The sequence below is a fragment of the Pontiella agarivorans genome, from assembly GCF_034531395.1.
GTDB lineage: Bacteria > Verrucomicrobiota > Kiritimatiellia > Kiritimatiellales > Pontiellaceae > Pontiella > Pontiella agarivorans.
Window position 1 is genome coordinate 182381 of record NZ_JARVCO010000007.1, and the last position, 15715, is coordinate 198095.

9 protein-coding genes are annotated in these 15715 nt (G+C 52.8%); 3 read left to right on the forward strand and 6 right to left on the reverse strand.

Annotation, left to right across the window (positions count from 1 at the left end; all coding sequences use genetic code 11):
• Positions 1-15: 15 nt before the first annotated feature.
• Both gltB and P9H32_RS05730 read left to right on the forward strand, forming a co-directional pair.
• Positions 16-4611, forward strand: a complete 4596-nt coding sequence (gene gltB / locus P9H32_RS05725) for a glutamate synthase large subunit (RefSeq protein WP_348534464.1) — start codon at positions 16-18, stop codon at positions 4609-4611.
• Positions 4612-4634: 23 nt separating this feature from the next.
• The gene (locus P9H32_RS05730) at positions 4635-6122 is read left to right on the forward strand and encodes a glutamate synthase subunit beta (RefSeq protein ID WP_322607924.1); all 1488 of its coding nucleotides are present in this window, start codon (positions 4635-4637) and stop codon (positions 6120-6122) included.
• An 83-nt stretch (positions 6123-6205) separates the two neighbouring features.
• Here P9H32_RS05730 and P9H32_RS05735 read toward each other — a convergent pair whose 3' ends face one another.
• Positions 6206-6484, reverse strand: a complete 279-nt coding sequence (locus P9H32_RS05735) for a hypothetical protein (protein ID WP_322607925.1) — start codon at positions 6482-6484, stop codon at positions 6206-6208.
• A 94-nt stretch (positions 6485-6578) separates the two neighbouring features.
• Here P9H32_RS05735 and P9H32_RS05740 point away from each other — a divergent pair, with 94 nt between their 5' ends.
• Positions 6579-8075: a dihydrodipicolinate synthase family protein gene (locus P9H32_RS05740; RefSeq protein WP_322607926.1), complete on the forward strand. Its 1497-nt coding sequence runs from the start codon at positions 6579-6581 to the stop codon at positions 8073-8075.
• Between the two features lie 10 nt (positions 8076-8085).
• Here the strand turns inward: P9H32_RS05740 and P9H32_RS05745 are convergent, their stop codons facing one another.
• From P9H32_RS05745 to P9H32_RS05765, 5 genes are all read right to left on the reverse strand, one after another.
• Positions 8086-9324: a DUF1302 family protein gene (locus P9H32_RS05745; protein ID WP_322607927.1), complete on the reverse strand. Its 1239-nt coding sequence runs from the start codon at positions 9322-9324 to the stop codon at positions 8086-8088.
• Positions 9325-9412: 88 nt separating this feature from the next.
• Positions 9413-10195: an outer membrane lipoprotein-sorting protein gene (locus tag P9H32_RS05750; protein ID WP_322607928.1), complete on the reverse strand. Its 783-nt coding sequence runs from the start codon at positions 10193-10195 to the stop codon at positions 9413-9415.
• Positions 10196-10265: 70 nt separating this feature from the next.
• Entirely contained in the window at positions 10266-13214 is a 2949-nt protein-coding gene (locus P9H32_RS05755) for an efflux RND transporter permease subunit (RefSeq protein WP_322607929.1), read from the reverse strand.
• A 766-nt stretch (positions 13215-13980) separates the two neighbouring features.
• Positions 13981-14742 (reverse strand): hypothetical protein, encoded by a 762-nt coding sequence (locus tag P9H32_RS05760; protein ID WP_322607930.1) that lies wholly within the window; start codon positions 14740-14742, stop codon positions 13981-13983.
• 102 nt (positions 14743-14844) lie between these two features.
• On the reverse strand, positions 14845-15450 hold the full coding sequence (locus tag P9H32_RS05765) for a hypothetical protein (RefSeq protein ID WP_322607931.1): 606 nt from the start codon (positions 15448-15450) through the stop codon (positions 14845-14847).
• Positions 15451-15715 lie beyond the last annotated feature (265 nt).

A 15715-nucleotide genomic window follows, 5' to 3' on the forward strand; every position in this document is an offset into this window, starting at 1 on the left:
AAAGATGAACTCAACATGTTCGGGATGCCCGAAGGTCAGGGGCTGTATCGTGCAGATTTTGAGCACACCAGTTGCGGGATTGGTTTTGTTGCCAATCTGAAAGGCCGAAAAAAGCACGCCGTGATCACGGATGCACTCGATATGCTCGAGCGCATGGAGCACCGTGGTGGTACCGGTTTTGACGTCAAGTCCGGCGATGGTGCCGGCATTCTGTTCCAGATTCCGCATGAACTCTTTATGGAAGAGTGCCCCAAACAGGGAATCAAACTGCCTAAATTCGGGGAATACGGCGTCGGTATGACCTTCTTCCCAAAGGACAAAATTAAGCAGTCTGAATGCAAAGAAATCATTGAGCGCAACCTAAAGAAGATGAATCTGCCACTACTGGGTTACCGCATCGTTCCGGTTGATAATTCCGATCTGGGCCGCGATTCTGCTGAAACCGAACCGAGCGTGCAGCAGATCTTTATCGCCAAGCCTGAGGGCATGGATGCGTCGACTTTTGACCGTAAACTTTTCGTTTTCCGTAAATATTCCGAGCGGGTCTGCAACGAAACAGTTGCCGGCATCGGTCCTGACGGACTGAACATTATTTCCTGCTCGTATAAAACCATTAACTATAAAGGGCAGCTGGTCACCGAACAGGTTCCGAAATATTTCCTCGACCTGCAGAATGAAACCGCTGTTTCTGCCATCGCGCTGGTCCATTCCCGTTTTTCGACCAACACCTTCCCTTCGTGGAAACTGGCCCAGCCGTTCCGCTATATTGCCCATAATGGTGAGATCAATACGAACAAGGGAAATATCAACTGGATGCGTGCCCGCGAAATCCTGCTGGAATGCACCGCTTTCTCTAAAGAAGAGCTCGAAATGATCTTCCCGATCTGTGATCCCGCGGCATCTGACTCTGCCAATCTCGATATGGCGATCGAGATGCTGGTGCTCTCCGGCCGTTCGCTGCCGCATGTACTCATGATGCTCATTCCTGAGGCGTGGCAGAATGATCCGGATATGGATCCGGCTAAGCGCGCGTTTTATGAATTCTACTCGGCGATGATGGAGCCCTGGGACGGACCAGCATCGGTCTGCTTTACCGACGGCGTACTGGTTGGCGCCACACTTGACCGCAACGGCCTGCGCCCGTCGCGTTACTGTGTCACCGATGACGACATGCTGATTATGGCGTCGGAAACCGGCGTGATCGACGTTGACCATAATAAGGTTAAAATCCGCGGCCGTCTGCAGCCGGGTAAGATGTTTGTGGCGGACCTCGAAAAGGGACGCATCATTTCCGATGATGAGCTCAAGGCCGACCTCTGTTCACGTCAACCCTATCAGGAATGGATTAACCAGACGATGGTTCATCTCGATGACCTTCCGGCACCGGAAGATTTTGAGCTGAAAACTCCGAAACACGATGTGCTCTTCCGCCGGCAACAGACGTTCGGCTTCACCTATGAAGACATCACGGAAATTCTCAAGCCGATGGCCACTGGTGGTAAAGAGCCGCTCGGTTCGATGGGGGCAGACAATCCGCTGGCCGTTCTTTCGGACCGCCCTGTGCAGCTGTCACACTATTTCAAACAGCTTTTCGCACAGGTGACCAACCCGCCGATCGATTCGATTCGGGAGCGCGTAGTGATGGACCTGCGCACGTATGTCGGCGGGTTTAAAAACGTTCTGACCGAGTCTCCGGAACACTGCCGCCGGATTGCCATTCCACAGCCGGTGCTCACCAACGAGGATCTGTCCAAGCTGATTCATGTCGACACCAATCATTTCCAGACCAAACGGCTGGATATTGTATTCCCCGCGACCGGTAAGCCGGGGGTGCTGGAAAAAACACTCGACCGCATCTGCCGCTATGCTGAAGATGCCATTGATGAAGGTTATTCCATCATCCTGCTCTCCGACTTTGCGAAAGATACTGACCACGCGCCGATTCCGTCGGTACTGGCCGCAGCAGCCGTGCACCACTACCTCATCCGCGCCGGAAAGCGCGGTAAGGCCGATATTATTCTCGAAGTCGGCGACGTCCGCGAAGTTCACCACTTCGCCACGGTGCTCGGCTACGGGGCTTCGGCCATTAACCCCTACATGGCGCTCGATACCATCCGCGACATGGAGAAAGAGGACCTGCTCAATGGTCTTGATGCCAACACCGCCATTAGCAACTACATCAAAGCGATCGACGGCGGTCTGCTGAAAATCTTTTCGAAGATGGGAATCTCGACGCTAGCGTCCTACCAGGGTGCGCAGATTTTTGAGATTGTGGGTATTAACTCCGATGTGGTTGAAAAATACTTTACCGGAACCGTGAGCCGTATCGAAGGGCTCAGTCTCGATGACATTGCCAAGGAAACCCTTCAGAAACACCGTAAAGGTTTCCCGGCCCGCGGCGGTGCCGCTAAGGTGCTGGATCCGGGCGGTGAATACCACTGGCGCAAGGACGGTGAACGCCACCTGTTCAACCCGACGACGATCCGTCTGCTGCAGGAGTGCACGCGCGATAACGACTATGAGAAATACAAGGAATATTCCAAGGCCGTTAACGACCAGAATAAAGCGGCCTTCACGCTGCGAGGCCTGATGGAATTCAGTCCTGACCGCAAACCGATCTCGATTGATGAAGTCGAACCGGCGGAAAATATCCTGAAGCGTTTTGCCACCGGCGCCATGTCTTTCGGTTCCATCTCCTGGGAAGCACACACCACGCTGGCGATTGCGATGAACCGCATTGGTTCGCGCTCCAACTCCGGTGAAGGCGGGGAAGACCCGAAGCGCTACACCAAACTGCCGAACGGCGACGATATGTGCTCTGCCACCAAGCAGATTGCTTCCGGCCGTTTCGGGGTGAACAGCTATTACCTGTCGAAAGCCTCTGAGCTGCAGATTAAAATGGCGCAGGGTGCGAAACCGGGCGAAGGCGGCCACCTGCCGGGTCATAAAGTGAACGGCTGGATCGGGCGTACCCGCGGTTCCACGCCGGGGGTCGGACTCATTTCTCCGCCGCCGCACCACGATATCTATTCGATCGAAGACCTCGCGCAGCTGATCTATGACCTGAAGAACTCCAATCGCGATGCCCGTGTTAACGTGAAGCTGGTCTCTGAAGCCGGCGTCGGCACGATTGCCGCCGGGGTGTGCAAGGCGAAAGCCGATGCGGTTCTGATTGCCGGCTACGACGGCGGCACGGGTGCATCGCCGCTCAGCTCTATCAAGCATGCCGGCCTACCGTGGGAACTGGGCCTGTCCGAAACCCATCAGACACTGGTCCGTAACCGCCTGCGTAACCGTATTGTGGTTCAGGCTGACGGCCAGATGAAAACTTCGCGTGACCTCGCCATTGCTACGCTGCTTGGTGCGGAAGAGTGGGGCGTAGCTACAGCGGCGCTGGTGGTGCAAGGCTGCATTATGATGCGTAAATGCCACAGCAACACCTGCCCGGTCGGTATCGCCACCCAGCGCGGTGAACTCCGCGCCAAATTTACCGGTAACCCGGATCACGTGGTGAACTTTTTCGAATTCCTTGTGGACGGTTTGCGCGAAATTATGGCTGAGCTCGGCTTCCGAACCATCGACGAGATGGTCGGCCAGTCACAGGTGCTCAAATTCCGTGACAACGTCGACCACTGGAAATATAAGAATCTCGATCTGTCCCCGATCCTGCATAAGGAAACCATCGGGGCTGAAGAAGGCGGAACCTACCACTGCAAAAGCCAGAACCACATGCTTGAAAGCGTGATCGACTGGAAACTGATCGATGCCGCCAAGGGGGCCATTGAAAACGGCGAAAGCGCCAGCGGCGAATTCGACGTTATCAACACCGATCGTTCAGTCGGCACGATTCTGTCGAACGAACTGACCAAAGCGACCGAAGGCAAGGGCCTTCCGGATGGAACCATTAAGTTCAAGCTGAACGGTTCCATCGGCCAGTCCATGGGGGCATTCATGTGTAAAGGGATTGAGCTGGAACTCGAGGGCGATGCCAACGACTATGTGGGAAAAGGGCTCTCCGGCGGTCAGCTGGCGATCTACCCGAGCAAAGGCGCACCCTTTGCTGCCGAAGAGAATATCCTCGTCGGAAATGTCTGTTTCTACGGAGCAACGGCCGGCAAAGCCTATATCCGCGGCGTAGCCGGTGAACGTTTCTGCGTTCGTAACTCCGGTGCTGAAGTGGTGGTTGAAGGGATTGGAGACCACGGCTGCGAATATATGACCGGCGGTAAGGCGATCATCCTTGGCCGTACCGGCCGTAACTTCGGCGCAGGTATGTCCGGCGGTGTTGCGTATGTTTACGATGTCGACGGCGACTTTGCCGAAAAGTGTAACATGGAGATGATCGAGCTCGAAAAGGTTCATGTGGTCAGAGAGATCGAAGACCTTAAGGCCATGATCACTGTGCATCAGCAGAAGACCGGTTCGACCGTTGCGGCCGCTATGCTGGCCGACTGGGATGACGCACTGGCAAAATTCGTGAAGGTCATCCCTACGGACTATAAGCGTATGCTCGAGTATATCGAACAGGCGCGCGACACCGGCGAATATGAAACTGAAGAACAAATCATCGATGCAGCGTTCGATATGCATATCGCGTCGCTCAACGCCTAATTGATTTGTAAGGAGATTTAGTTATGGGAAAGCCAACTGGATTTTTAGAATATGTTAGAAGCACCAATCCCATGCGCCCTGAAGAAGAGCGCGTGAAGGATTGGGACGAGGTGTATGTCCTGCGCGACGAGCAGACCTGCCAGGAGCAGGGCGCCCGCTGTATGGACTGCGGTGTTCCGTTCTGCCATCGCGGCGAACTGATGCAGGGCGGCGCAAGCGGCTGCCCGATCAACAACCTGATTCCCGAGTGGAATGACCTGATCTACCGCAACCGCTGGCGCGAAGCGCTCGACCGCCTGCACCACACCAATAATTTTCCGGAAGTCACTGGGCGTGTATGCCCGGCGCCGTGTGAAGCAGGTTGTGTGCTAGGCATCAACGAGCCGTCGGTAACGATTCACGACAACGAACGCACTATCATCGATAAAGGCTTTGAAAACGGCTGGGTTGTTCCCGAGCCGCCGGAAGTCCGTACCGATAAAAAGGTCGCAGTAGTCGGTTCCGGTCCGGCCGGTCTGTCCTGCGCTCAGCAGCTCAACCGCGCCGGCCACAACGTCACGCTGTTCGAACGGTCTGACCGTATCGGCGGGTTGATGATGTACGGCATTCCGAACATGAAGCTCGATAAAGGCGTTATGCAGCGTCGTATCGACATCATTGAAAAAGAAGGCGTTGTCTATAAAACCAGCACTGAAGTCGGCAAGGACATTTCGGCTGCGGAACTCAAGAACGAGTTTGATGCCGTGATTCTGACCACCGGCGCCACGAAACCGCGTGATCTTCCGGTGGAAGGCCGTGGGCTGAAGGGCGTCTATTTTGCGATGGAATTCCTCCACGCCAACACCAAGTCGCTGCTCGACAGTAATCTTGAAGACGGCAAATTTATTTCCGCCAAGGACAAGAAAGTCATCGTCATCGGCGGCGGCGACACCGGTACCGATTGTGTGGGCACCTCGCTCCGTCATCGGTGCGAAAGTGTTGCACAGCTTGAAATTATGCCGAAGCCGGAAACTGACCGTAACCGCGTTTCCAACCCTTGGCCGCAGTGGCCCGCCAATCTCAAGACCGACTATGGTCAGCAGGAAGCCATTGCTCTGCAGGGGACCGACCCGCGGACGTTCTCCGTGATGACCACTAAATTCGAAGGCAATGAAGCCGGTGAACTGGCCGCCATCCACACCGTGGAAGTCGAATGGGTCGATAACGGAAACGGTGGGAAAATGCCGAAGGCTGTCGAGGGAACGGAAAAGCGCACCGAAGCAGACCTTGTGCTGCTTGCCATGGGTTTTCTCGGTCCGGAAGATCCGGTGGCTGAACAGCTCGGCGTTGAGCGCGATGCCCGTTCCAACTATAAAGCCGAACACGAAGTCTATACCACCAACGTAGACGGCGTATTCGCCGCCGGCGACTCCCGTCGCGGTCAGTCACTCGTCGTCTGGGCCATCAACGAAGGCCGCGGCTGTGCACGTGAGGTCGATAAATACCTCATGGGTGACACCGTCCTTCCGTAATCAGTTCTCCGCTAATTCGACAAACCCGTTTCTGTTTCAGGAGCGGGTTTTTTCGTAAAAAAGGCCAAGAGGAGCATTAGATATCAGGGATCGTGGGTATGGAGTTCTTCTTCGGCGAAGATTTTGTTTTTTATGATGCCCATTTCTTCACAGAGCAGCTCGCCGATGGCGTTTTCTTTTGAAATCCGGCGAGTGAAATCTTCGGTTTTTTCGTAAATAGTCTTAGGGTGATCGGCACCGGGGGCGATTCGGCGGACTTCGAACCGGTATTCATTTTCCGCGCCGTCGGCTTGCGTGACGAACAGGTGATGATCATTTCCCAGATGAATGAATTTATCTTCAGCAATAATGTGACCTCGCATAATAAACCTCCATTGAATGGGCTGAGCATAATGGTCTTTTCAAAGATTGGAAAGCGGGTTTTACTGCCTTTGGAAAAGCGGTATATTTGCCGGCATGCATAAAAATAAAACCCATATTGCGGTAAAAAACGGAACGCACCATGCGGCGGAAAAAATTGTGGCGGAGCTGTTAATGCGGGAGTTTGCACAGGATGATTCTGTGCTGGTGGCCATTGGGGGTCCGGGAGGTACGGGGAAGTCAACCTTTGCACGGGTATTGGCAGACGGGCTTCCAGATGCGGTTATACTGCGGCTGGATGACTATAAAACATCGCGGGTGCTGCGGGCGGAAAAGCAGGTTTTCGGCCCGCACCCGGAAGCGAATAAGCTGGATTTAATGCAGGAGCATTTTGCTGAGATTAAAGCCGGCCGGACGTTTCAGAAACCGGTATATGATTCGCCTACAGGAGAAGCCCGGCAGACTGAGGCCTTCGTTCCGCGGCAGTTTAATCTACTGGATGGTGAGGTTTCGACCTATCCTGCATTTCGCGAGCAGGTTGACTTTTCAATTTTTATTGATTCCGATTGGAAGACGCAGCTGGCCACGCGGATTGACCGCGATATTGAAACGCGGGGGTATGATCGGGAGAAAGCAATTGCCACATTTCTGCAGAGTAATCTGCGCGAATTTTCCGAATATGGTGCGGAAAGTAAAAAATGGGCAGACCTGCATCTTTATTGTGACGAGGACTATCATCTGGAAATTGAGTCCGTGTCCGATACGGTTTTCTTACAGCATCATGATCTTTTTGATTCTGATTATGCAGAAGTGGGACTGAAGGGGCTGGTGGTGCCGGTGCTGACGCCGTTTTCCGAGAATTGGAAAATCGATGAACGTGCATTTATCCGGCACCTTGAATTTTTAGCGCAGCATGGGGTGCACCGGATTATGGTGAATGGTACGACGGCGGAATTTTTCTCGCTGCTGCCGGAGGAGCGGAAACAGCTGCTGAAACTGGCGCGGCGGTATTTTCCGGGAATGATTATCCAGCATGCGGGAGGAACCGGGCTGGAGCAGAATAAAACCGAAGTCCGCTGGGCGAACGATTTCGGGGCGGATGCGGTAGCGGTTCTGCCGCCGATCTATCCGTCGGGATTGCCGGAAGCCGGTATCATTCAGTATTTCCAGGCATTGGAAGCTGAGGCGGATGTTCCGTTTCTGCTTTATAATTTCCCGAAACATACGGGGAACGGAATTACCCCGAAAATACTCCGTGAAGTGCCGCACTACGGGCTGAAGGATTCTGCGCGGAATTTTGAACTGATGGAACACACGCCGAACTATTTTGTGGGATCGAGTACGACTGTTTTCGAGCCGGTGCAGCAGGGTGCTGCAGGTTTTGTTTCGGCCACGGCCAACGTGCGGCCCGAACTCTATGCCGCCTTTGAAATGCTGCTGGTCGATGCAAAAGTAGAGGAAGCTGCGGTGATGCAGCAGGAGGTCAAGGCCTACTCGGCGCGCTTCAGTGCCGGTGGTATTCCAATGCTTAAGGAGAGCCTGGCGCGTAAACTGGACGGCTATCCGACGCGCGTACGCGCGCCGCTGATTTAGTGCCACCGCTCTAGAAGCTGTACCGAAGACTCAGGCCGAGATTGCTGTTGTCCTGCAACTGGCCGAAAAAGGTATAGTCGTGCTCGCCGAGAAATACGTTTGCGTAGGCCGAGGCCTGCCAGTGGTCGGAAATTGTATAGGTCGCATTCGGACGGATGTAAGTGTCTTGATCGGATGGCGAATAGAAGGTAAAGAGGCTGAGCATTAGGTTCTGGTTCATGGCCATTTTGGTCAGGCGAAGGGTCAGCACATGGCGGAATTCATCGCGCGTGCCGGAATAGCCGCCATAATCCTGCATCCACTCAACATAGTACTGAAAGCCGGCGGTCAGTTCGTTGCCGATTTCCCGCTCGTAGCCGGAGAGGAAGCGGACTTCATCGTTGGGAACATTTTTAAAGGCACTGGAATTTTCGCGGGAGTCGTAATAGCCGATCTCCACGTTCATGAGTGTGTTGCCGACAGCACCTCTGGCGCTGGCGCCGTAGACGTTCAGTCGCGGAAAATAATAGTCGTTTGCGCTGAGGTCATAGCCGACGGGGCTTTTCCAGAATCCGTGATAGGCATAAAGCGAACCCTCCCAGCTCAGTACCGGGCGGTAAAAACGTGCTGAAAATTCGTGGTCCTTAAACCATTCATTACGTTTCTCTGCGGTAAATTCATCGCCGGTGATATCCATGCCGTTCCAGTAGGAGAGGCGGGAGCCGTCGACATAGCGGTCGGGATCAAATTTCGGCATATAGGCAAAGTCGAAACTTCCAATGGCTGGAAACCAGCTGACAAAGAGGGCATCCGACGGGGCTTTCAGATAGTCCTCATCGCGCCCGAGCAGGAAGGAATTCCAGTCCTTGGGAAACAGGTCGTTGATGAAGAGCAGGTCGCCGGTGCCCCAGGTCAGAATCTGCCGGCCGATTTTGACGTCGGCGGAAGGGATCGGCGTAAACAGGAGATTGAGTTCCCGCAGGTCCATAAAGCCGGTGCCCCGGTCCAGGTCGATTTTGTGGAGGTCATCCTGCAGTCCGTCGTAGAGGAAATCGGTGCGGATCTGGAGTTCCGCCGCATCGAAATAGGTCAGCGCATCGAGCTGCAGCCGCGTTTCGCCGAGGCTCATCTGGTTCTGCGCCGGATCATCCTGCGTCCGGGCCCCGGCACGCGTCTCGGCAAAACCGTGCAGTTCGGTATCGAGCGCGAAGCTTGAAACCTGGACGGTGAAAGTTGAAATGAGAAAGAGAAGGATCTTTTTAATTTTCATGCTGCTTCCAATGTAGACGAAGCTTCCCGCTTCGTTGGGTGTGCCTGGCTTTGCGTGCATGACGAAGCTGGAAGCTTCGTCTACGACGTTAGCGCGTTACTTCCCTCGGCGGTCTTCTCAGGAAGCGTTCGGTGAAGATGTTTTCCTTCAGGCCGATGTCATAGTTGATGTCGGAGAAGGTGTTGACCGTTTTGCCGCCCGTATTCAGATCGGAGACGACGGATTCGATGACGGTCGGATAGCCCTGGATCGTTTCCACTTTCGTGGCCTCGACGGTGCGGTAGAGCTTGCCGGTTTTATCGTAATATTCCGCGTGCCGCGGCAGGAAAGTATCCTTGTCGATCTTCATGGTGTAGTAGGAAAACTCCACGCTGTCCGGATCCTTCGGCACGTTCTTGATGATATACTGCGTATCAGTGGTTTCGATCAGTTCATGGGTATCTTCGCTCAGGTTGCGGCCGGAAACATCTTCATAGACAAAGTCGGAGCCGACAAACGACGTGCGTTTATCGCCCGGCGCAATTTCGCGTTTCAGATTGAGGGCGGGGAGCCACATCCAACGCGAATCATTTTTACCTTCGCCGGTTTCCTTCCAGACGAGGAAGACCTGCTTATAGAGATCGGCCGGTTGTTTGAAGTAGACATAAAACTTCTGGTTGCCGTCCTTCACATTCATGCGCAGCAGGGTGAATTCGCGGGTGCGGGTGGAGCCGGACTTGTCGATGATCTTCATCTCAACATCGGCCTTGCCGTCGTTCCCGGCATAGTAGGACGCTTCGTTGGCTTTGTTGACGATATCGTTCACGCTCATTTCAGCATAGGCACCGAGGGCCAGTGTAACTGCGGTAATTGCTGTAATTAACTTTTTCATTTTTATTCTCCGATTTACGAACCACTGATTTCTACTCATCGACACTTATCAGATTCACTATTCGTGAAGATCAGTACGAATCAGTGGTTTCCTTATTCTTAAATAACCATTTCTGCAGGCCGGAGATTAAAGCGGCCAGAATAAAGAGGGTGGCGAGCCAGGAAACGGCCATGATGGTGGCGAGAAAGAACCCGACCGTTTTGTAGGGCACCAGCGGTGCAAACAGCAGCGGCGTAAAGCCGATCGAAATTATGATGGCGTTGCGGCTGATGGCCATGGCCGGTTCCTCGAACATCTGGCCGACCGCGTCTTTCCAGTTGCCGGCTTTTCCGGTCAGCTCGCGCGAGCGCTGCAGAAAGTGGATGGCAAAGTCGACGCTGAGGCCGAGGGTCAGCGAAGAGAGCACCGCCACCGGCATGTCGTAATCCTTGCCGACCCAGCCGATCAGCCCGTAGATGAAGGTGATGGTTACGGTCAGCGGCAGCATGGCCAGCAGCCCGAAGAGCGGCGAGCGGAACAGCACCATCATCATGATGAGGACCACCACGAAGGAGCTGAGCAGCGCATTCATCATGCCGGCCACCATCTTGTCCTGCCATACGACGTTGAGATAGGTGAGTCCCGCCCAGCCGGTTTCGAGTTGAACCGGTGCGGGATTTTCGGACATCCAGTTTTCGATGTCGTCCACGACGGCGACCATGTCGGTATTGTCGCCGCTCTTGAGCTGAATCCAGATATTCACCTCGTTGTAATCCTTGGTGACCAGATGAAACAGACTGTCCTTTTTCTTCATGCCCTCGAGCTGGATGAAGACCTGCGCGGCGGCGGAGGGATTCGGCGGGATGGAATTAAACTGTTGGTTCTGCTCAGCGGAGGCCTCGGCCATGTAGTTCAGTTCATAGTTCGCCTTCTTGAGCGAGTCTACCGCCGAACTTGATTTTCCAATGCCTGGAACCGTTTTCATATAATCCTGCAGGTGCTCGACATAGGCCAGGATTTCCGGGCGCTTAAAAGCCGGGGCATTGGCTGTGGCGCGCGCTTCGTAAAGGAAGTCGGTGAAGGAGAGTTCCAGAAAACGGTCGCAGAAATTCAGTGCGGCATTCTGCAGTTCAGCTCCAGCCAGCTCACCCTGATCCGACAGATACTGGATGAGGTGATTTACAGATGCTTTGTCGCCGGCCTTACGGATGGCTTCAACCAGTTTTTCTTTTGTGAGGCCTTCGGGATCGAGATAAATAATTTCGTCGGCGAGGTCGTTCCAGACTCCGGATGTTTTCCGGTCCAGCGCTTCGGCTTTTTGAACGAGGTCAACAAAGCAGCGTTCCTCATCCTGTTTAAATTCCGCGGTGGACAGGATGGATTCAAATTCGGCATAGGCTTTCGGCAGCGCCTCGGCAAAACGGGCTTCGGCATCGGCTTTCATTGTTTCAATCCGTTCATCGCACGTTGCGGCCAGCACCTGCGCCGGTTTGAGCGTGAGGTAGGCGGTGTATGTGCCGCCGAAGTGGTCGTTCATCACGCGGTCGGCCACGCGGATCCGGTGGTTCCGGGTGAACCATTTGACCGGGTTGTCGTTCACAGTGATTCTGGATATGCCGATGACGGAAACCACGAGCAGAAGCAAGGTTGCGGACAGAATCAGCTTCCAGCGCAGGAAGGAAAACCGGCCCAGTCCGTGGAGGGTGCGGTTAAGCCGCGAGGGCGAAACATCGCAGCTGTCCTGGTCCTGTACGTGGCACACCGCTTCCAGGGATTTCGATCGTACAAACAGCATAATGTAGGCGGGAACAAAAGTCATGGTCAGCAGCCAGGCGAGGGCCACACCGAACGCGACGTGCAGGCCGAACACCTGTACCGGCGGGATCGGGGTGGTGCCCAGCGAGGCAAACCCGGCGATGGTGGTCAGCGAGGTGTACAGCATCGGCATGAAGAGATGCCCGATGACGTGGCGGATCGTGTCCGCCTTGTTGTGGAACTTATGATAGGTGTCGAAAAATTCGCTGAGAATGTGCACGGAATCGGCCACGGCGATCGGCATCAGAAAGATGGCAATCATGGAGCTCATGATGTGCACGTCGTAGCCCAGCCCGATCAGCAGGCCCATGGTGGCCACAACGCTCACGACGGCGACGATCATCGGCGCAATAATCAGGGAAATGCGGCGGAAGAAGAAAAGCAGCAGCAGGAAAATCGCCAGGCCGGCCATCGGGGCGGAGGTGGCCATCTGCACCAGCATTTCCACGCCGAAGGTATCCTGCGCCACGGGCTGGCCGGTAATGTAGACCTGGTCGGCGTTGTCCCAGCCGGCCGTCAGTTTTTCAATCAGGTTGGCGACGTTGTAGGAATAGGTCTTTTCCTGAATCGGAATATAGAGGGCAATCGCTTTGCCGTCGGCGGAAACCAGCGTGTCTTTATAGAGCGGGTTGTTCATCGCGTCGCGTTTGATGGAGAGCGCTTCCGCGCGGGTGGTCGGCGGCACTTCCATCAGGTATTCGATGGCCAGCTGACCGCGGTCGGCCTGCTTGATGTTATCCACCACACTCGGACTGATGATTTCCGGCGCAATGATGGCCGAGGAGCCGTCCTCGGTGAAGAGGCGGTTGACATCGTTCCCGAATACGCCCGCCAGCCCGCGCTCCCAGGCACTGTCCGATTCAAGCGCCGGGGCATAGGGCTCGCCGTTGCGGATCACTTCCGGCTGGCCGTCGGCATTCCGGTGCAGGCTGATCAGTTCGCGGGTGAGGGCATCAATTCTGCCCAGCGTCTCCACATTAAAAATGCCGTCCTCATGCTCCTCGTTCACGATGCCGACGATGACGAAATCGTAGAGGTTGTAGCGTGCTTTGACCTCGTTGTGGAACACGCGGATGTGTTCATCCTCCGCCAGCATGTTTTCCGGATCGTTGTCAAAGCTCACCTTCGGGAACTGCGCCCCGAAAAAGAGGGTGACGGCCGTGACGACCAGCAGGATGATCCAGGGAAAGCGGATGCTGAGCGATGTCATTTTCAAGCGTTTCATTTCTAACCTCTCGATGCAGTCTTTTATAAACCCGTATAAATTAACCCGCAATTAAAGTCTATTTATTTCGGCTCCCCGGCGGTCGGGGAGCACGGGAATAAACATATTCAGATATTTTAATGAGTCAATGTATAATAATATTAAAATTTCATTATATATGGATTGAATGGGGCTTGGGAAAGGGACGGTTCTCGGCCGGAGGTTGTGATCTCACCCGGCCGCAGCGATGAGGAAGAATTTTCAACCCGGTACGCCTCCTGCGGATTTCTGCTGAGAGGAAAGGCCCTGGAAAGCGTAAAAAAGAGAGAAGCGAAAAATAGGCCTGACACGAATGGCACGAAGTTAAATGTAAATCATCCTCTTTACAGGGCAGGCCGGCGGCCTGCGATACAAACCTGTACCCCGCCGTTTAGGTGGCTTCGGGGCCTGCTGGAAGCGGGCGACACGGCAATCGTACCGCAAGGCGGCTCGCCTGCACTTTTAGAGGGAAAGCCTATTCAAATGATCTAAACTTCGTGCCATTCAGGCCTGACACGAATGGCATGAAGTTAAATGTAAATCATCCTCTTTACGGGGCAGGCCGGCGGCCTGCGATACAAACCAGTACCGCAGACGGCTCGTCTGCATGCTCTAAGTTGAAGCACATTCATATGTTCTTAACTTAGTGCCATTCAGGACTGACACCTTTTCTCTCATGACCCGCTTGGGAAATAAACGTTACCTAATCAACTGGCGTTGGCCAAGTAGATGCTATGGCTGGTTCGAATCACTTTATTATAACACGGTAGAAATAAGTGTTAGTCTCTATTGAATTCGTCCAGCGAAGTCTTGAGTCATTTCCGCTAATTGGGAGGCCAACATCGATCCATGTATTGAGATCAGAAGAAGATTGGATTTGATACTGCTCGCCACTTATAGAATCCCATGAAATTACAAAATTCGATTGCTGCTGACCCGATATAACTCCTCCGGCTAATTGGGGTGAATCTGCATTTAGAGAGTATTTTATAAGTGTGGTGTTTGTATGCGAGTAGTCGTAGAACGTCGCTATGTTATCAAACACACTGTGAGCATTAAAAATTCCACCTCTGTAAGGTGCATCATATTTGGAGTAGTCTGATGTTTCACCAATTGATTCGCTTATAATTGTCGAGTTACTTACTGAGCAGAGCAGGACATCGCTACCCCCTTCTGAAAAGGAGTATATGACTAGGAATTTATCGATTGAGTGATTCGAACGGATTGCAATGTCATCATAAATTCGTTGCGTGGTTTCAATGTCGGATTGCGCTAAATAATCTCCATTATCATCTAAGACAATAATGTGAATATTTGTATACGTTGGTAAGCTGATTAGTGCAGTTTCCCCTGAAGGGAATTCTGCGATATCAACGATTTCTCCATCAAACGGCAATCCATTAGTGGGTATATCACTCAAGTCAGATTCCCATAGCTGAGTGAGCTGTGCTGCTGCTGTTCCTAATTGAAAAAGTAAGGGTAGACTTATAAGTGCAATTGTAATTTTCATTTGGCTTCCTTAATTCGAGCGTTACTCATAACCCGCTTGGGAATTATACATTGCCTTCAAAACGGGCGTTGTCCAAGTAAGGGGCTACTCGCTGGTTAGCAGTTATTTGTATTTTTCTTCCAGTTGATCCATCCAACCTCTTTTGTATGGTTCTTCTGAGGCTGCTTTTTGAAAATCTTCGTTTTTTAGTAAATCCTTGTGTTTCCACAATCCACGTCTGTTTGGTGTCTCATTTGTGATTTCAAGTTTGTGATAATTCTTGCCTAAAGGGTTGGTAAAAGAGCGTTCACGGTTTAAATGAACAGCAAAAAAGAATGAGTCTCCTTCGATCATGTAAATATAAAAATTTGGTGCTCCATTAGGAACCTTCTGGGGATCGAATTTAAAATCTACTTTCCGCTCTAACCCTTTCTCCAAAACGCTTCGGAATTTCTCAACATCTGTAACATCGAATTGTTCAGGAGTTCCCTTCGCATATTTTTGTTGGTGTGGAGCCGCAATCAGTACGTAATGCTGGGTTTTGCTTTCTCCTTGCAACGGATATTTACCAGTCTTTTTGTGATATTCCTCAATCAACTCTCCATAATATTTCATATGATTAAGTCGATAAATATCTGCATCGTGTTGATATTTTTTCTCCATCCCAAATAGAGCGAAAGAATTGGAGGATATGCAGATGAGTATGAGTATTGCTGTGAATCGTTTCATATATTTATCCTGCTAACAGTGTGTTAGACGGACAACCGTAATTCAGGGTGTTATATGGGGGTCCGTAATCTCCGATATGATCGGGTTGCGAGCCATTTTTTATAAAGAATAAAATTAATTGTTTCTATATAGAATTTATATTTTTTTAAAAAACCGATTGAATGGAAAAATCGGTCGGCTGTGGCCCTGCTGGCGGGATGGGGCGCGGGGAAGGGGAGCGCGGGGTTTGTAATTTATGCTGAATCCCGGCAGGATGATCTGAATG